Source organism: Phreatobacter sp., assembly GCF_016793595.1.
In the GTDB taxonomy this organism is placed as follows: Bacteria; Pseudomonadota; Alphaproteobacteria; order Rhizobiales; family Phreatobacteraceae; genus Phreatobacter.
On sequence record NZ_JAEULY010000024.1, the window covers coordinates 44845 to 61197 of the forward strand.

Consider the following 16353-nt stretch of genomic DNA (forward strand, 5'->3'; position numbering starts at 1 on the left):
CGTGAACCGCCCGCTGAATCCCCTCTGGCGCTGGCTTCTCTTCACCGCCGGCTGGCTGTTCACCGCCATCGGCGTGGTCGGCGTCATCCTGCCCGGCATTCCCGGCACGGTGTTCCTGATCCTCGCGGCCTGGTGTTTCGCGCGCTCGTCGCCGCGTTTCGAGCATTGGCTGATCACCCATCCGCGCTTCGGTCCGCCGGTGATCAAATGGCGCGAGCGCGGCGCCATCGCGCCCCGTATCAAGCTGATAGCCATCGGCTCCATGGCGCTGTCCTGGGGCATCGTCTGGCTGACCGCGCCGCCCATCGGCATCGCCGCCTCCGGCCTCTGCCTCGCCGCCAGCGCCCTCTATGTCGGAACGAGACCGAATTCATGACCGGAACGCCGCATCCGCGCATCGTCTGCGCCGGCATCACCACGCTCGACTTCATCTACGCGGTCGACGTCATGCCGTCCGAGCCGCTGAAATACCGCTCGAACGCCATGGTCACCTCCGGTGGCGGCCTTGCCGGCAATGCCGCGACCGCCTGCGCCCGGCTCGGCGCCGGTGTCAGGCTGGTGGCGCGGCTGGGCGATGATTTCTGGGCCGATCCGATGATCGCCGAGCTCGAGCGCGACGGCGTCGACTGCTCTCTGGTGCGGCGCTGCCCCGGCCACCGCTCCCCGGTCTCGGCGGTGGTGGTCGACCCGAAGGGCGAGCGGCTGGTCGTCAGCTATTCCGACCCGGACATCCCGTCCGATACCGGCTGGATACCGACCGACCTCGGCGCCGACGCCGATGCGATCTATGCCGAGACCCGCTGGATCGAGGCGGCGCTCGCCATCCTGCCGCAGGCGCGCGCGGCCGGCATTCCCTCCGTCCTCGACGCCGACCGCAAGCCGACCCGGCCGGAGGTGCTCGCGCTCGCCTCCCATGTCGGCTTCTCGGCGCCGGCCCTGCGCGAGTTCACCGGCATCCACGACCTGCCCGCCGCCCTCGCCCAGGCATCTCGCGCCCAAGGATACCTCGCCCTAGGATCTCGCGCCCTAGGATCTCGCGCCCAATCATCCGGCGGCGTCGTCAACGTGTTCCTGGTGACGGATGGCGCGAACGGCGCCTGGTACATGGACGGCGGCAAGGTGGTCCACGTGCCGGCCTTTCCCGTGAAATCGGTCGATACGCTGGGGGCCGGCGACACCTGGCACGGCGCCCTCGCCGTGGCGCTGGCGGACCGCCAGCCGCTCGACCGCGCAGTGCGGTTCGCCAATGCAGCCGCTGCCCTCAAATGCACCGAATTCGGTGGCCGAAAGGGCATGCCGACACGCGCGCGCGTCGAGGCCCTGCTAGCCGCCGCGTGAGGGGCTGGCGGGATGCACGATGAATGCGGTTCGGCTAGGATGCGCCCCGTGAACAGACGCCTGCACAAACTCCTTCCCTCCGGCCTTGCCGCGACCCTCCTGCTGATCGCGGCGGGCAGCGCGCCGGCGCATGCGGGAGATGGCTTTCTGGCCCGGATCGGCGAGGCGCAGGTGCTCTACCGGACGACGACCGTCGCGCTCAGGGCGAACCGGGCCGAGGAGGCTCAGGCAAGCCTGAAGCGGCTCGCCGACCTCTGGACGGCCGCGAGCGCCCGCGTGCCCGGCCTGCCGCCGGGCGCCACGCCGCGCGTGCCCATGCTCGCCGAGATGATGGATGGCGGCGCGGCGCGGCTGAAACAGGCCAGCGAGGCCGTCGCCCAGGGGCGCGGCGACGCGGCGCTCGAAACGCTCGCGCCGCTCAAGCGCGAATGGATCACGCTCCGGCGCGCCGCCGGCCTCTACGGCCTCGTCGAATGCCTCGACGAGGCCAGCGAGGCGCTGGACTATTTCCACGCCATGCGCCGCAACCCGCAGGATCTCGCCCGCCCGGAAACGCGCGGCGACGTCATCGCCCGCGCCGCCGTCTACCGCTTCGCGCTGAAACGCTGCGAGCCCTTCGCCACGCTCGATCTCGGCATTGACGCCGATTACCGCCGGCAGGCCGACAGCATCGCGGCGGCGCTCGACGTGGTCGATTCCGCCCTGCGTCTGCGCGACGCCGCCCTGCTCGACCGGGTGCTCGCGGACCTGAAGACCTTCGACACGCAACTCTCCCAGCGCTACGGCGGGTAGCTCCCATATGGACAGGCGCGCCCGCGCCATGTCACGACTCCAATCCAACGACTTCAATCGATTTGGCCGCGCGAGAACGGCCGGGAACGCGAGCGGGAGCGAAACATGGCGAAGCGGTTGCAGGGCAAGGTCGCGGTGGTCACGGCCGCCGGCCACGGGATCGGGCGGGCTATCGCCGAAGCTTTTGTCGCGGAAGGCGCCAAGGTCTATGCGACCGATATCGACAAGGCGAAGCTCGAAGGCATTGCCAAGGCCAGGAAGCTGAAACTCGACGTGACCTCGACGCGGCAGGTCGAGGCTTTCGCCGCGAAGACCGGGCCCATCGACATCCTCGTCAATGCCGCAGGATGGGTCCACCACGGCAATGTGCTGGACACGTCGGAAGCCGACTGGGACCGCTCCTTCGACCTCAACGTCAAGTCGATGCACCGCACGATCCGGGCGTTCCTGCCGGGCATGCTGGAAAAGGGCGGCGGCTCCATCGTCAACATCGCCTCCGGTGCGTCCTCGGTGCGCGGCGTGGTCAACCGCTACGCCTACGGCTCGTCCAAGGCGGCGGTGATCGGGCTCACCAAGTCGGTCGCCATCGACTTCATCCGTCGCGGCATCCGCGCCAACGCCATCTGCCCCGGTACGATCCAGTCGCCCTCGCTCGACGACCGTATCAGGGCGCTCGCCGGCTCCACCAAGCAGACCGAGAAGGCCGCCCGGCAGGCCTTCATCGACCGCCAGCCCATCGGCCGGCTCGGCACGGCCGAGGAGATCGCCTGGCTCGCGGTCTATCTCGCCTCCGACGAGAGCGCCTACACGACCGGCGCGATCCACATCGCCGATGGCGGCTTCTCACTTTAGGCACGGATTAAGCGCGATCGCGGCGCGCATGCGTTGACTTCGCCGCCGCGATCCGTCAAACCCCCTCGCCTGATGGGCGGGTAGCTCAGCGGTAGAGCACGTGACTTTTAATCATGTGGTCGAGGGTTCGATCCCCTCCCCGCTCACCAGATCGATCGACGCAATCCGATCCCGGTGAGACCCCATCGGCCGTTCCAGACGGGTTGAAATTCAGAGGCCGCCCGCATGCGAGGCGGTCGGGGAATTGCAGCGACGGAGCCGCTATGATGCCTCCGAAGCACTGATTGCGGAATGCATCATGGTCCTGCGGCGGGTCGTCTTCTTCCTTGCCATCCTGCTGGGCGTCGTCGCCTCGCAGGCTCCCGAATTCGCGCAGCAATACCGCCAGCGCCTCGGCGGCGCGATCGACGAGCTTGCCCGCGTCATCGGCGAGTTCGACGCCGACGCTTCCCGCATGAACCTGTCCCGCGAAGCCGGTATCGAACGGCTTCTCGGCAATGCCGACACGTTCGTTCGCCAGCGCGGCGAACAGGTGAAGAGCGATGTCGAGCGCGTCGGGCGGCTGGAAAAACAGCTCAAATCCTATGCCGAGGCGGGTCCGTTCTGGCGTATCGGGGTCTTCGCCCGCAATTACGAGCCCGACATCGCCCGCCGCGCCGCGGAGAATTTCGAACCGGCCGTGCCGGTCACGTCCGAGGGCCTGTTCGCCACCGTCGCGGGATTTCTCGCCGGTTGGCTCGGTGGACGCGCGCTGATCGCGCCGATCCAGCGCCGCAGGCGGCTGAAGGCCGCAAGCGCCTGATCCCTACTCAGCCGGCGCCATCCGGCGGAAGCCGTCCCTGATGAAGACGCGGAACGGCGTGGTTCCCGTTGCCGCCCCGTCCGCCGAGCGCCAGCGTCCGTTGCTGCAGAGAATGCCGCCCTGCGCGGGCTCGGCGTCGAACTCGACGGTGTTGCGATAGACCGTGCCGTCCGGCAGCGTCGCGGTGAAGGCCGTGCGGCATTTGCCATCGGCCACCACCGGATCATAGCCGCCGATCATCACCCCGCCGCCGCCCGTGCTCGGGAACGGGTCGCGCAACAGCGGCCAGCGCCCGTAATCCTCCTGCGCCCATGCGGCGGACACCCATGCGGCGGACACCATGGCGACGGTCAGGGTCGCCGTTCCCACCAGGCTGCGCAACGACATCGTGCCCTCCTCTCCGAAATCCGCTCTCGCCGGGGGAACACGCGGATGCGGCGTTCGGATGCACGACTTGCGCCGGCGCGCGCGGAACAGAACAATGGCGATCCCGTTCCCGCCGCGAGCGCCTCATGCAGCCATCCTGCCCGAAGACCCTTCGCCATCTCGTCATCCGGCCCGGCTCGCAGCCGAAGCTGAAGGATATCGACACGCGCGACGTCGACTTCCTCGCCAAGGAGGACAAGGCGCGGGAGCAACTGGCGGAGGATATCGTCGCCATCGACCGCCTGCAGGACCGCCTCTATGGCGAGGGCCGGCGCGCGCTGCTCGTCGTCCTCCAGGGCACCGATACCAGCGGCAAGGACGGCACCATTCGCGGCGTGTTCAACACCACCGGGCCGCTCGGCGTCTCGGTCACCGCCTTCAAGAAGCCGAGCGAGGAGGAACTGGCGCACGATTTCCTCTGGCGCGTGCACGTGGCCGCGCCGCGCCGTGGAACAATCGGCATCTTCAACCGCTCGCATTACGAGGACGTGCTGGTCGGCCGCGTGCGCAACCTCGCGCCGAAGGACGCCATCGAGCGCCGCTACGACCAGATCAACGCCTTCGAGCGGATCCTTGCCGAGAACGGCACGGTGATCCTCAAGTTCATGCTGCATATCTCGAAGAAGGAACAGGGCGAGCGGCTGCAGGAGCGGCTCGACGAGAAGGACAAGAACTGGAAGTTCAACGCCTCGGACCTCGACGACCGCAAGCTCTGGGGCGATTTCCAGAAAGCCTATGAGACCGCCCTCGCCCGCTGCTCCACCGACATCGCGCCGTGGCATGTCGTGCCCGCCGACCGCAAATGGGCGCGCAACTGCATCATCGCCGCGATCGTGCGCGACACGCTGGAGACCATGGACCCGCAATATCCGAAAATGCCCTGGAAGGCGTCGGACTTCACGATCGAGTAGCGGGACGGCCCAGCGTGCCGGCGGGACCCTAGAAGCGCCCGCCCGTCTCGAATCCGTCGCCGCCACCCGAGGAGCCGCCGGAGGAGCCACCGCCGCCGCCCCACGAACCGCCCGACGAGCCGCCGCCACCGCCCCAGCTCCCGCCGGACGATCCACCGCCCCATGAGCCACCGGACGAGCCGCCGCCCCAGGAGCCGCCTCCGCCCCAGTTTCCGCCGCGGCCCCAGCCATCGTCATCATCGTCGCGGCGCCGGTTCCAGCGCCGGCCCTGCTCCATGCGCGACCAGTAGTCCGCGCCGGTAATGACGCCGGTGACGAGGCCGCGCAGCAGCGCGCCGACCACGTCATTGTCGAAGACCGAGCCGTCGGCATCGTAGCGGCGCTGCCGGAAGCCGGTCGCGACCTGCGATGTCTCGGACCGCCGGCGCGAGATTTCGGCGAGATCGGCGCGCACCTTGCGGGCCTCGGCGGCGAACCGCTCCTGGGCGTCGCGCCCGGCCTGGATGCGGCCGACGAGGGCCTCGTCCTCCGGCGAAGGCGTGCGGCGCGCCTCCTGATAGAGCCTGTCGATATCCTCGCCGCGCAATGTCTCGGCTAGCATGCCGACCGCCTGCTGAAAGCGCGCATCCTGGCCCCGACCGAAGGCTTCCGCCTCCTTCTCCAACCCCTCGTGCTGTTGCTCAGCGGCCTGACGCGCCGCTTCCAGCGCGTCGAGCCGCCGGCGCTGCTCGGCGATGGCGGCGTCGGTGCGGTCGCCGCCGACGGCGAGGAAGGCCGACTTCTCCATGGCCTTGACCTGCTCGACCGCATCGACGGCGGCGGCCGCCGCCCGGTTGGCATGCTCGCGCAGGCGCTTCGGAATTTCGGTCAGGCGCGCATAGTTCGGCCGCGCATCCTGATAGCGCACCAGCCGCGCCACCCAGCCGTCGATGAGGCGCGCGATGTTGCCGGCGCTGTAGTCCTGCGTGGCGTAGCTGCGCTTCCACAGATAGATGAACAGCGCATCGCTCTCGTAGGGCTTGCGCTTCGTCTCCAGTTCGTCCTCGGCGAGCTTCGCCTTCCGGTCGGCCTCGGCGGCCACCTGCGAGGCCTGCTCGGCCGAAGCGCGCGTCGATGCATAATCCTGCCGCGCGGCGAGACCCACCTGCGCCTCGTTCTGAACCGCGGTGCGCTGTTCCTCCGCCTCGATCAGTGTCTTGGCGAAAGCCTCACGGTCGGCGGCGATCTTGGCGATGCGGGCCTCGACCTCGACGACCCGCTTGTCGAGGTTGTTGCGGTCGTTGAGCCGCAGCGCCAGCACGGCGCGCACCTGCGTCGCCACCTGGTTCAGCCTGCCGCCGAGCCCGCTCTCGCTGTTGAGGCGGAAAGCGGCGAGCTGGCGGAACAGATCGCCTTCGGCGGCCTGCGCCTCGGTCGCCTGCCGGTTGGCATCGTCGAGCCGGCGCGTCGCATTGCTCTCGGCCTGCCGAAGCTCGGCGAGCGCGCCCTCGATGCCGCCCAGCGCGGAATGTCCGGGGATCATTCGCGAACCTCCTACCAGCTCGTGATGGCGCCGCCCGGCAGCGCTTCGCGCCAGGTCGGCTCAAGCTGGCCGCGCGCCTTGCGGCCGAGAATGTTGTTCTGGACGATGCCGTCGTCGCGCTTGTCGGCTTCCACCTGCCGGTACAGGCTCTCGGGAACCCTGATGCCCCATTTGGTCACGACGCGGGTCGCGCTGTCCTCCTCCGAGGTGATCGCCCGCGACAGCGCCCGGCCGTCCCGGCCGATGGCCTCGACGATGAGGTAGTAGTTCATGGCATTGGGGTTGCGCCGGGGCCGGCGCCAGACGCCGGTGGATTCGCCCGGCCGCGAGACGATGCGCACGTCATATTCGGAGCGGACGTCGTCGCGCAGGCGCTCGAGATCGGCGACAGCGGTGCGCGCGGCCTCCGCCTTGCCGTCGCGCGCGGCGGTCTGGCCATCCGTCACCAGCGCGGCGACGCGCTGGCGCACGGCATCGGCCGTTGCCTCGCGGTTGATGTCGGCTGACACCCGCTCGATGGCTGCCGGAATCGTCTGGGTCAGTTCGACACGCGCCGAATAGCCCTGCCAGGCGAGCGTCCCGGCGCCGATGCCGAGCGCCGCGACAAGCGCCAGCGCCCATTTGCCCCACCTGCCCCGCGTCACGTAGAGCCGCGCGAGCTTCACCGAGAGGCTGTCCGCCGGCGGCTTGTAAAGGAAGCGCTCCTCGCGCAGGGCCTTGACGCCCTGCCGCAGGATCTCGTCGGGCACGGCGATGCCCTGGTTGCGGTAGATCGTCCTGAGCCGCTCGATCAGATCCTCCTCGCGGTCGCCCTCGGCAAGTTCCCGCTCGGTGATCTTCTGGTCATGCCGCAGGGTATCGACGACATCCATGGCGAGCATGATGTCGTCGAGCTGGGCGGGCGGCTTATCGGCCGCGGGTGCGGCCGAGGCGGTCGCAACGGCTGTGTCGGTCATCCAAGTCTCGCTTCCGTCATGCCCGGGCTTGGCCCGGGCATCCACGACTTCTTCAAGACGCCGTATTCAAGTCGTGGATTCCCGGGCCAAGCCCGGGCATGACGTGAAAGCAGCGTTTGAACGAGGGTATCCCTCACATGCCCAAAGCCGCGCCCTTCTCGGCGAGTGCGGCGAGCCGCTTCTTGCCGTCCTCCACCACGTCGCGGATCTCCTTGGAGTTCTGCGTGGAGAGCTTGCGCATCTCGTAGATGATCTCGCCGGACTTCTCCTGGAAGGAGACGACGCTCTCGACCAGTTTCTTCACCGCGTCCGCGCGGATGGTCGGGCCGTAGCCGGCGCGCAGCGCCTCCTCCTGCACCTTGTCGCCGATCTCCGAGAGGGTTTCGAGCGACCTGGAGACGCCCTCCTTCATCTCGTTCAGCGTCTTGGTGGATTCGTGCAGGCCCTGCAGGCCGGTGAACGACGCCTTGAGGGCGGTCAGCACCGCGTCGTTGGTCGAGAAGAACGAGATCGCCTGCGAATAGACCCGCTCCTTGGCGTTGGTCGTCTGCATCAGGCGCGCCATGATGACCTCGGACGTGTTGTAGCCGATGGTCAGGTTGTCGGAGAGGTCCTTGGCGATCTGGTAGCGCTTCTCCTCGTCCTGCATCTCCCGCAGCTTGGTGTCGCGGACGAGTTCGAGATTGGCCCGTTCGGCCGGCACGGTGCCGGTATAGGCGGCGACGCCGTCGGAGGCGGCCTTCAGTTCGGCCTGCTTGGCCTGAAGCTTCTCGTTGGCCTTTTCCAGCACTTCGAGGGCCTGCACCTCGGCCTGTTTCAGTGCGCCGCGGAAGTCGCGATAGGCGTCGAGAATGGTCACCTCGCGCTGGATCTGGTCCTTGGTGGCCCGCGCGACGTCGAGATAGACCGTGCGGATGCCGTCGAAGCGGGTGGCGATGTCGCCGCGCCTGACCTTGGTCCAGATGTTCTCCAGCCGCTCGAAAGTCGAGATCTTGCCGTCGGCGAGCTGGTCGACCATGCGCTTGGCGTCGTCGCGGATCGAGTTGAAGCTCTTGGTGATGAGCTCGTAGCGCTCGCCGATCTCCATGCCGGCGACCTGGTTGCGCACCACCTCGTTGAACACGCCGACCTGGTTCAGCGTGCGGGCGATCATCGTCACCCGGTCCTGGTCGAGGTCGGAAATCTTCTGCAGCAGCGGGATGATCGGCTGCTCGTCGATCTTGGCCGGCATCAGCCCGAGATCGCGCAGGACGCCCGTGGCGCGGTCGAGATACTGCATCGGAGAGGGAACGACGGTCTTGGTCGCGGTGGTCGTGGGCGTGGTGCTGCTGCTCATCTCGACACTCGTTGGCCAGGCCGGCCCGCCGCCGGCCGGCTCAATGTGATGGCCGCCTCACCCAAAGGCAAGGCGCGCTGACAGATGAGCTGTCCGATGGCCGGCTTGAGAATTTCAGCGCGCGGTGCGGGCGATCGTGCCGGCCACCTGCTCGGCCATGCAGGCATGGCCGGAGGCTGTCAGGTGCAGCCCATCCCAGGCGATCAGGCCGTCGAAGGCGGAGCGGTCGGAGGCCGCGACCATCTGCATCGCCGCATAGCGCCTGACCACCGGCACGCCCTGCCGGCCGGCTTCCTCGGCGACGACGCGGGCAGCGACCTCGGTGGCGTTGGACCGTTCGGCCCAGCGGGAATATTGCGGATCGACCAGCAGGGCTTCCGCCCCGGCGGCGCGGATGGCGCGAATGCCGCCCGACACGGTCGCGCGCAGGCTGTCGACGGACACGCCGAAATTGGCGTCGTTGGTGCCGACCTGCCAGACGACGAGCAGCGGCCTGTGCCGGGCAAGCTCGGAGGCGAGGCGGCCGGCGGCGCCCGAGGCGGTTTCACCGGACACGCCGGAAACGACGACCTCGATGGTGGCGCGCGGGAAGCGCGACTTGAGGATGGGGCCGAGGCGGTGGGCAAAGCCGAGGCCGCCCGAGCCGACGCCCGCCGTGGTCGACGAGCCGATGGCGAGGATGCGGACCGCCTGTCCGCTCTTCAGCCGGGCGGCGGTCTGCGGCAACGATGCCGCGCCGATGGCACCGGCGAGCGACGGCACCGGGCACTGGGCCACGGCGAGAGCAGGCATCGCAAGAAGCCCGCTGACAAGAGCCGCCGCGGCGACAACCGACCTGAGCATGAAGGGAATACCCCACCGGAGGAGCAGACCGCTCTATGCCCGAAATACTTGGATTCCGCAATGGGATGCCGCAGAAGCGAACATAAACTTTGGTTAAGCTTTGCGACGGATCACCATGCGCGCGGCTAACGGCAACAGGACCGCGATGCCGACGAATCGCACGAGATGGTGCGCTCCGACGAAGGCCGGGTCCATGTCGAGCACGAAGGCGAGCACGGCCATGGCCTCGATGCCGCCGGGCGCATAGGCGAGGATCACCTTGCCGACCGGCAGGCCAGCGACCAGCGCGACGGCCGTCGCGACCACCGCCGTCACCGCGGTTCCCACCAGGAAGGCGCCGACGGAGGCGCGCAGCAGCAGGCGCAGCTCGGCGAGCGAGGTTCCGGCGAAGCGCCCGGCGATCAGCACGCCCATGACGATGAAGCCGCCGATGACCACCGGCTCCGGCACCAGCGCGGTGACGAGGCCGCTGGCATGCAGCACCGCGCTGGCGAGCATGGCGCCGACCGTCGCGCCCCCAGGCACGCGCAGGCGCTCCATCCCCAGTCCGCAGCTGACGGAAAAGGCCACCAGCAGCGCCATTTCCGTCCAGTGAACCGGGGCGTTTCCCGCGATCGGCCGCGCCGCCGCGCCGAGCCCGGCCAGCGCCATCAGGCTGGGCAGCGCCGCAACCAGCAGAACCAGGCGGAAACTCTGGATCACCGCCACCACGCGCGCATCGGCGCGGGAATCCAGCGTCAGCGCCATGACGTAGTTCAGCGCGCCGGGAATCGAGGCGAAGAACGCCGTCTCGCGGTCGAACCGCTCGATGCGGACGAGATAGACCATGATGCCGCCGACGATGGCCGGGACCAGCACCACCAGCCCCGCCATCGAGATGGGCCATGACAGCATCAGCCGCAGCGTGTCCGGCGTCACCGCCGAACCCATGACGATGCCGATCAGCAGGAAGCCCGCCGTCGCCACCGGCCCGGGCACGCGCACCGGCAACCCGGCGAGCGTTCCGATCGTCACCGCGATCAGCGCGCCGGACAGCCATGCCGCCGGCAGGCCGAGCCGGTCGAACGCGAAGCCTCCGGCCAGCCCGATCAGGCAGGGCAGAACGAAGCTGCGGACCAGGGTCCGGATGGCGGCAAGGCTTGGCACCCTTCCCGCTTCGCACGAACCGCATCGCCAAGGCAAAGCGCCTCCCGGCATGGCTGCCGGGACCGGCTTCACGCGGCAGGCGGGCGCACCGCCGAGACCGTCAGCCGGTGCGGGTGGCCGCTCGGGCCGGTCCAGTTGAAGGACTGTCCCGGCGACAGGCCGATCAGCGCGGCGCCGACCGGCGTCAGGACCGAGATGCGGCCGGATGAGATGTCCGCCTCCGCCGGCATGACCAGCCGCACGGTGCGCGCTTCGCCGGTATCGGAGACATAGTCGATCTCCGAGCCGAGGCCGACGACGTCAGCCGGGCGGCGCGCGACCGATACGACACGGGCGCGGTCCATCTCGTCGAGCAGAGTCTCGGCGACATCGGGAATGCGCTCATAGGCGGAATTGGCCAGCGCGGTGACGATCCGGTGATCGGTTTCGCTGACGATGATGGCGGGCATGGCCCGCCGGCTGCGGCGCGGAGCCGTCTGGGTCGTCATGGTGATGTCCTTGGAAAAAAGAGCGTGACCGCGCCACCCGGCGCCGGTCATTCGGAAGATGAGCGGGGATGAACAGCGTGCCGGTGTCGGACGGATGGAATGTCAGACACGACGACGGCCCCAGACCCGGGGCACGCGTCCGGGCAAGGGGCTAGGAGCCGAAGATCAGTTTCGCCGGCAGGAGGCCGGGACGCGAAGAGGCTGCGCTGGTCATGCCGCCAATGTCGGCACGGACCGGCCGATTGTCAATCCGCAGAAGTTCACATTTTGTTCGCGCTCGAAGGTCGGATATGCTAGGCGTGAGGCATGTCCGAGACCGTCCTTGTCGTCGCCGGCCGGCCGATCACGGCTGGCGAAATCGCCCTCGCCCTCCTCGGCCTGTCGGTCGCGCTGCTGCTCGTCCTGTTCGTCGCCATGCGACGGCAGGCCGCAGCGCGCGCGCTGGAGGCGGAGCGCGCCGTTTTCCACGCGCAGGAGATCGAGGAGCGGATGGGCGAGATGGCGCGCATCCAGTCTGAACTGACTGGCCGCATGCAGGCCATGGCGGAGGGGCTGGGATCGCGGCAGAACGATCTTGCCAAGGCTCTCGGCGACCGGCTCGACGGCATGTCGACCCGCATCGGCCAGTCGCTCGAAGGCCAGACGAAGACCACAGTGGAAAATCTCGGCCGCCTTAACGAGCGCCTCGCGGTCATCGACAACGCCCAGAGGAACCTGACGGACCTTGCGGGCCAGGTCGTGACGCTGAAGGACGTGCTCGCCAACAAGCAGGCCCGCGGCGCCTTCGGACAGGGTCGCATGGAGGCCATCCTTCAGGACGGGCTGCCGTCGGGCGGCTACGACCTTCAGGCGACCCTCTCCAACGGCAAGCGTCCCGACGCCCTCGTCCGGCTCGCGGGCGACCCACGCGGCCTCGTGGTCGACGCCAAATTCCCGCTGGAGGCGGTGACCATGTGGCGCGAGGCGCGCGCGGAGGAAATGCGGCGCATGGCGGCGCAGCGCCTCCGGCAAGACCTGTCGGTCCACATCCGCGACATCGCCGACAAATACCTGATCGCCGGCGAGACGCAGGAGGTGGCGCTGATGTTCGTGCCCTCCGAGGGCATCTATGCCGACCTCAACGAGCATTTCGACGACGTCATGCAGCGGGCCTTCCGCGCGCGCGTGCTGATCGTCTCGCCCTCGCTGATGATGCTGGCGGTTCAGGTGGTGCAAGGCCTGCTGAAGGACGAGCGCATGCGCGAGGAGGCGCAGGTGATCCAGAAGGAGGTCGCCCACCTGCTCGGCGACGTCAGGCGCCTGTCGGAGCGGGTGCTGAACCTGCAGAAGCATTTCGGCCAGGCGCAGGATGACCTCGGCCAGATCCTCACCTCCGCCGACAAGATCGCGCGGCGCGGCGGGCGCATCGAGGCGCTGGAATTCGAGGACGGACCGGCCGATGCATCGGCCGCCTTGCCGCTGAATGGCAGGCAGGCGGCGGAATAGCAGGGGATTGCAGCCGCCCCGGCGCCGCCCTCGCGGTGATGGGTCTATGCAGCGATCGGCGCGATATCGCCCCGCGCCCAGCCCTCGCGCACCTCGGCCGCATAGTCGGCGAAGCGGCCGGCGGCGATCGCTTCCCGCGCCCCCGCCATGAGGTCCTGATAATAGGCGAGATTGATCCAGGTGATCAGCATGGACCCGAGCATTTCCTCGGTGCGGATGAGGTGGTGCAGATAGGCGCGCGAATAGTCTGATGCCGCCGGGCAGGACGACGCCTCGTCCAGCGGGCGCGGATCGTCCATGTGGCGGGCGTTGCGGAAATTGATCTTGCCGAAACGCGAAAAGGCCTGCCCGTGGCGGCCGTTGCGGGTCGGCATGACGCAGTCGAACATATCGACGCCGCGCGCCACCGCCGCCAGCAGGTCGTCCGGCGTGCCGACGCCCATGAGGTAGTGCGGCTTCTCGTCGGGCAGGTGCGGCATGACCTCCTCGATCATCGCCAGCATCACCGCCTGCGGCTCGCCAACCGCGAGACCACCGATGGAATAGCCGGGAAAATCCATGGCCGAGAGGGCTTTCGCGCTCTCGACCCGCAGGTCCGCGACATCGCCGCCCTGCACGATGCCGAACAGCGCCCTGCCCGGCGGCTGCGCCTCGAAGGCGCGCTTCGAACGCTCCCCCCAGCGCAGCGACAGGTGCATGGCCTTCTCGATGGCGGCGCGCTCGTTCGGCAGCGCCACGCATTCGTCGAGCTGCATCTGGATGTCGGAGCCAAGCAGGCCCTGGATTTCGACGGAACGTTCCGGCGTCAGCTCGAAGCGCGAACCGTCGACGTGGGAGGCGAAGGTCACGCCCTGTTCGGTGAGTTTCCTGAGCTTGGCCAGCGACATGACCTGAAAGCCGCCGGAATCGGTGAGGATCGGCCCGGTCCAGCCCCCGAACCGGTGCAGCCCGCCGAGCGCCGCGATCCGCTCGGCGCCGGGCCTGAGCATGAGATGGTAGGTATTGCCGAGGATCACGTCGGCGCCGAGCGCCTTCACCTGATCCATGTACATGCCCTTGACGGTGGCCTGCGTGCCGACCGGCATGAAGGCCGGCGTGCGGATGTCGCCCCGCGGCGTCGAGACGATGCCGGTGCGCGCCGCTCCGTCGCGGGCCCGGATGGCGAAGGAAAAGCCGGTCATCTGGCCTCGCGGAGGATCAGGCTGCCGTCGCCGTAGGAATAGAACCGGTATCCGGTCGCGAGGGCGTGGGCATAGGCCGCCTTCATGGTCTCGAGGCCGGCAAAGGCGGAGACCAGCATGAACAGGGTCGAACGCGGCAGGTGGAAATTGGTCATCAGCGCATCGACCGCGCGAAAGCGGTAGCCGGGCGTGATGAAAATGGAGGTCTCCGCGGCGAAGGGCCGGATCATGCCGTCCTCGGCCGCAGCGCTTTCAAGGAGCCGCAGCGAGGTCGTGCCGACCGCGACGATGCGCCCTCCCCGCGCCCTGACGGCGTTGAGCGCGGCCGATGTCTCAGGCGTCACCAGCCCGTATTCGGGGTGCATGCGGTGATCTGCGGTGTCATCGGCCTTCACCGGGAGGAACGTGCCGGCGCCGACATGCAGGGTAAGAAAATGCAGGGAAACGCCCCGCGCCTTCAGCCGCTCCATCAGGTCCGGCGTGAAATGGAGGCCGGCAGTGGGGGCCGCGACCGAGCCCTCGTCGCGGGCATAGACAGTCTGGTAGTCGGCGCGGTCCTGCGCGTCCTCGGGGCGTTTCGAGGCGATATAGGGCGGCAGCGGCACATGGCCGACGCGGGCGATGGCCTCGTCGAGATAGGCGCCGGAAAACTCGAACTCGAAGATGACGCCGTCGTCGTCCTTGGAGACGACGGTCGCATGGAGCGCCGCGAGCAGGCAGGCTTCGGGCGTCTCGCCGAAGCGCACGAGGTCGCCGGGCTGCAGCTTCTTCGCGCCCTTGACGAAGGCGAGCCAGCGCTCGGGCGCGAGCCGCCTGTGCAGGGTCGCGGAAATGGTCGCGACCACCCCGCCCCGCTCGCGGATGCCTTCCAACTGCGCCGGGATGACCCGCGTGTCGTTGAACACCAGCGCGTCGCCGGGCCCAAGCAGATCGGGCAGATCGCGCACGGCGCGGTCCTCAAGTCCGTCCGGCCGCACCACCAGGAGGCGTGCGGCATCGCGCGGGCTCGCCGGGCGAAGGGCGATCCGGTCGGGCGGCAGGTCGAAATCGAACAGGTCGACGCGCATCGGATAGCGAAAAGCAGAACCACAAATGAAAACGGCGCCCGGATCGCTCCGCGCGCCGCGTCACCTATCACAAGATGTCAGATAATACCCGGGATCAAAGCTTTGCGACGATGTCGCCATAGGTCGCGGCATCGTCGGCAGCGATCTTGGCGACGACGATCTTGTCGGGATCGCGGACCGGCTCGCCGCGCTTGATGCCATCGACATTGTCCATGCCGTCCACGACCTTGCCCCAGACGGTGTACTGCTTGTCGAGGAAGCGGGCGTCGTCGAACACGATGAAGAACTGCGAGTTCGCGGAGTTCGGGTTCTGCGCGCGGGCCATGGAGGCGATGCCGCGCACATGCGGCTCGGCATTGAACTCGGCCTTGAGGTCCGGGTACTTCGAGCCGCCGGTGCCGGTGCCGTGCGGGCAGCCGGTCTGGGCCATGAAGCCGTCAATGACACGATGGAAGACGATGCCGTCGTAGAAGCCCTCGCGGACCAGCTTCTTGATGTGGTCGACATGGCCGGGCGCGAGGTCCGGGCGCATGGCGATGACGACGCGTCCCTTGGTCGTCTCGAGGATCATGGTATTTTCGGCGTCGAGGGCCATCGGGGCCTCCTTGTCGTTGGTATCGAGAGAGAAATCAGCGGATGTCGGCGGCGACGCGGACGCGGACCATGCGGTCCGGCCCGGTCACGGTGCCGTTGGCGGCGGGGTTGCCGCGCTTGATCTTGTCGACCGCTTCCATGCCCTGGATGACGTTGCCGAACACGGTGTACTGGCCGTTCAGGAACGAGGCGGCGGCGAAGCAGATGAAGAACTGCGAATTGGCCGAGTTCGGGTTCTGCGAGCGCGCCATGCCGAGCGTGCCGCGCACGAAGGGCTCGCGGGAGAATTCCGCCGTCACGTTCGGCAGCGACGAGCCGCCCATGCCGGTGCCCTGGGGGTCGCCGGTCTGGGCCATGAATCCCTCGATGACCCGGTGGAAGACGATGCCGTCGTAGAAGCCCTGCCGGGCCAGCGTCTTGATCCGCTCGACATGCTTCGGGGCAAGGTCGGGGCGCAGGCGGATGATGACCGGCCCGTCCTTCAGCTCGATGACCAGCGTGTTCTCCGGGTCCGCCCCGGCGGGCAGGCGGATAGCCTGCGCGAAAGCGGGAGCGGCGGCGATCGCCATGCTGCTGGCGAGGAAGGTGCGGCGCTTCAAGGGCTTGTCTCCGAG

Annotated in this window: 18 protein-coding genes and 1 tRNA gene; 8 read left to right on the forward strand and 11 right to left on the reverse strand. The window is 68.6% G+C overall.

What is annotated here, in order from left to right:
- Position 1: 1 nt before the first annotated feature.
- The 6 genes from JNK84_RS21405 (at position 2) to JNK84_RS21430 (ending at position 3784) form a co-directional block, all read left to right on the forward strand.
- Positions 2-376 (forward strand): YbaN family protein, encoded by a 375-nt coding sequence (locus JNK84_RS21405; RefSeq protein ID WP_293428052.1) that lies wholly within the window; start codon positions 2-4, stop codon positions 374-376.
- Positions 373-1338 (forward strand): PfkB family carbohydrate kinase, encoded by a 966-nt coding sequence (locus JNK84_RS21410; protein ID WP_293428054.1) that lies wholly within the window; start codon positions 373-375, stop codon positions 1336-1338. The genes JNK84_RS21405 and JNK84_RS21410 overlap by 4 nt, the downstream gene beginning before the upstream one ends.
- A gap of 48 nt (positions 1339-1386) precedes the next feature.
- Complete coding sequence (locus JNK84_RS21415; protein WP_293428056.1) at positions 1387-2130, forward strand: hypothetical protein; 744 nt, start codon at positions 1387-1389, stop codon at positions 2128-2130.
- Between the two features lie 105 nt (positions 2131-2235).
- Positions 2236-2982: an SDR family oxidoreductase gene (locus JNK84_RS21420; protein WP_293428058.1), complete on the forward strand. Its 747-nt coding sequence runs from the start codon at positions 2236-2238 to the stop codon at positions 2980-2982.
- Positions 2983-3056: 74 nt separating this feature from the next.
- Positions 3057-3131 (forward strand) — tRNA-Lys (locus JNK84_RS21425).
- Between the two features lie 149 nt (positions 3132-3280).
- Positions 3281-3784: a DUF2937 family protein gene (locus JNK84_RS21430; protein ID WP_293428060.1), complete on the forward strand. Its 504-nt coding sequence runs from the start codon at positions 3281-3283 to the stop codon at positions 3782-3784.
- 3 nt (positions 3785-3787) lie between these two features.
- Here JNK84_RS21430 and JNK84_RS21435 read toward each other — a convergent pair whose 3' ends face one another.
- The gene (locus JNK84_RS21435; protein ID WP_293428062.1) at positions 3788-4171 is read right to left on the reverse strand and encodes a hypothetical protein; all 384 of its coding nucleotides are present in this window, start codon (positions 4169-4171) and stop codon (positions 3788-3790) included.
- Positions 4172-4296: 125 nt separating this feature from the next.
- On the opposite strand from JNK84_RS21435, the gene JNK84_RS21440 reads away from it, so the two are divergent.
- Complete coding sequence (locus tag JNK84_RS21440) at positions 4297-5121, forward strand: polyphosphate kinase 2 family protein (protein ID WP_293428064.1); 825 nt, start codon at positions 4297-4299, stop codon at positions 5119-5121.
- Between the two features lie 28 nt (positions 5122-5149).
- On the opposite strand, the gene JNK84_RS21445 is transcribed toward JNK84_RS21440, so the two are convergent.
- The 6 genes from JNK84_RS21445 to rnk form a co-directional block, all read right to left on the reverse strand.
- The gene (locus JNK84_RS21445) at positions 5150-6643 is read right to left on the reverse strand and encodes a hypothetical protein (RefSeq protein WP_293428066.1); all 1494 of its coding nucleotides are present in this window, start codon (positions 6641-6643) and stop codon (positions 5150-5152) included.
- Positions 6644-6654: 11 nt separating this feature from the next.
- Positions 6655-7599, reverse strand: coding sequence for a DUF6384 family protein (locus tag JNK84_RS21450; RefSeq protein ID WP_293428068.1), 945 nt, complete (start codon positions 7597-7599; stop codon positions 6655-6657).
- A 133-nt stretch (positions 7600-7732) separates the two neighbouring features.
- Positions 7733-8935 carry a cell surface protein gene (locus JNK84_RS21455; protein ID WP_293428070.1) on the reverse strand — a complete coding sequence of 401 codons (1203 nt, stop codon included), beginning with the start codon at positions 8933-8935 and terminating at the stop codon, positions 7733-7735.
- Positions 8936-9049: 114 nt separating this feature from the next.
- On the reverse strand, positions 9050-9778 hold the full coding sequence (locus tag JNK84_RS21460; RefSeq protein ID WP_293428072.1) for an SGNH/GDSL hydrolase family protein: 729 nt from the start codon (positions 9776-9778) through the stop codon (positions 9050-9052).
- A gap of 93 nt (positions 9779-9871) precedes the next feature.
- The gene (locus JNK84_RS21465) at positions 9872-10924 is read right to left on the reverse strand and encodes an AbrB family transcriptional regulator (RefSeq protein ID WP_293428074.1); all 1053 of its coding nucleotides are present in this window, start codon (positions 10922-10924) and stop codon (positions 9872-9874) included.
- 68 nt (positions 10925-10992) lie between these two features.
- Positions 10993-11412, reverse strand: coding sequence for a nucleoside diphosphate kinase regulator (gene rnk / locus JNK84_RS21470; RefSeq protein ID WP_293428076.1), 420 nt, complete (start codon positions 11410-11412; stop codon positions 10993-10995).
- 306 nt (positions 11413-11718) lie between these two features.
- On the opposite strand from rnk, the gene JNK84_RS21475 reads away from it, so the two are divergent.
- Complete coding sequence (locus JNK84_RS21475; protein ID WP_293428078.1) at positions 11719-12897, forward strand: DNA recombination protein RmuC; 1179 nt, start codon at positions 11719-11721, stop codon at positions 12895-12897.
- Positions 12898-12941: 44 nt separating this feature from the next.
- Here the strand turns inward: JNK84_RS21475 and tgt are convergent, their stop codons facing one another.
- The 4 genes from tgt to JNK84_RS21495 form a co-directional block, all read right to left on the reverse strand.
- Positions 12942-14078: a tRNA guanosine(34) transglycosylase Tgt gene (gene tgt / locus JNK84_RS21480; protein ID WP_293428079.1), complete on the reverse strand. Its 1137-nt coding sequence runs from the start codon at positions 14076-14078 to the stop codon at positions 12942-12944.
- The gene (gene queA / locus JNK84_RS21485; RefSeq protein WP_293428080.1) at positions 14075-15145 is read right to left on the reverse strand and encodes a tRNA preQ1(34) S-adenosylmethionine ribosyltransferase-isomerase QueA; all 1071 of its coding nucleotides are present in this window, start codon (positions 15143-15145) and stop codon (positions 14075-14077) included. Before queA ends, tgt begins: the two co-directional genes overlap by 4 nt.
- A 94-nt stretch (positions 15146-15239) precedes the next feature.
- On the reverse strand, positions 15240-15740 hold the full coding sequence (locus JNK84_RS21490) for a peptidylprolyl isomerase (RefSeq protein WP_293428081.1): 501 nt from the start codon (positions 15738-15740) through the stop codon (positions 15240-15242).
- Positions 15741-15774: 34 nt separating this feature from the next.
- Positions 15775-16308 (reverse strand): peptidylprolyl isomerase, encoded by a 534-nt coding sequence (locus JNK84_RS21495; protein WP_293428101.1) that lies wholly within the window; start codon positions 16306-16308, stop codon positions 15775-15777.
- Positions 16309-16353: the final 45 nt, after the last annotated feature.

Excerpts from the sequence above, each read along its gene's own strand:
- queA (WP_293428080.1), bottom strand. The coding sequence starts at position 15,145 with ATGCGCGTCGACCTGTTCGATTTCGACCTGCCGCCCGACCGGATCGCC.
- JNK84_RS21460 (WP_293428072.1), bottom strand. The coding sequence starts at position 9,778 with ATGCTCAGGTCGGTTGTCGCCGCGGCGGCTCTTGTCAGCGGGCTTCTT.
- JNK84_RS21430 (WP_293428060.1), top strand. The coding sequence starts at position 3,281 with ATGGTCCTGCGGCGGGTCGTCTTCTTCCTTGCCATCCTGCTGGGCGTC.
- JNK84_RS21495 (WP_293428101.1), bottom strand. The coding sequence starts at position 16,308 with ATGGCGATCGCCGCCGCTCCCGCTTTCGCGCAGGCTATCCGCCTGCCC.
- JNK84_RS21490 (WP_293428081.1), bottom strand. The coding sequence starts at position 15,740 with ATGGCCCTCGACGCCGAAAATACCATGATCCTCGAGACGACCAAGGGA.
- JNK84_RS21450 (WP_293428068.1), bottom strand. The coding sequence starts at position 7,599 with ATGACCGACACAGCCGTTGCGACCGCCTCGGCCGCACCCGCGGCCGAT.
- JNK84_RS21440 (WP_293428064.1), top strand. The coding sequence starts at position 4,297 with ATGCAGCCATCCTGCCCGAAGACCCTTCGCCATCTCGTCATCCGGCCC.
- rnk (WP_293428076.1), bottom strand. The coding sequence starts at position 11,412 with ATGACGACCCAGACGGCTCCGCGCCGCAGCCGGCGGGCCATGCCCGCC.
- JNK84_RS21420 (WP_293428058.1), top strand. The coding sequence starts at position 2,236 with ATGGCGAAGCGGTTGCAGGGCAAGGTCGCGGTGGTCACGGCCGCCGGC.
- tgt (WP_293428079.1), bottom strand. The coding sequence starts at position 14,078 with ATGACCGGCTTTTCCTTCGCCATCCGGGCCCGCGACGGAGCGGCGCGC.
- JNK84_RS21435 (WP_293428062.1), bottom strand. The coding sequence starts at position 4,171 with ATGTCGTTGCGCAGCCTGGTGGGAACGGCGACCCTGACCGTCGCCATG.
- JNK84_RS21455 (WP_293428070.1), bottom strand. The coding sequence starts at position 8,935 with ATGAGCAGCAGCACCACGCCCACGACCACCGCGACCAAGACCGTCGTT.
- JNK84_RS21475 (WP_293428078.1), top strand. The coding sequence starts at position 11,719 with ATGTCCGAGACCGTCCTTGTCGTCGCCGGCCGGCCGATCACGGCTGGC.
- JNK84_RS21445 (WP_293428066.1), bottom strand. The coding sequence starts at position 6,643 with ATGATCCCCGGACATTCCGCGCTGGGCGGCATCGAGGGCGCGCTCGCC.
- JNK84_RS21410 (WP_293428054.1), top strand. The coding sequence starts at position 373 with ATGACCGGAACGCCGCATCCGCGCATCGTCTGCGCCGGCATCACCACG.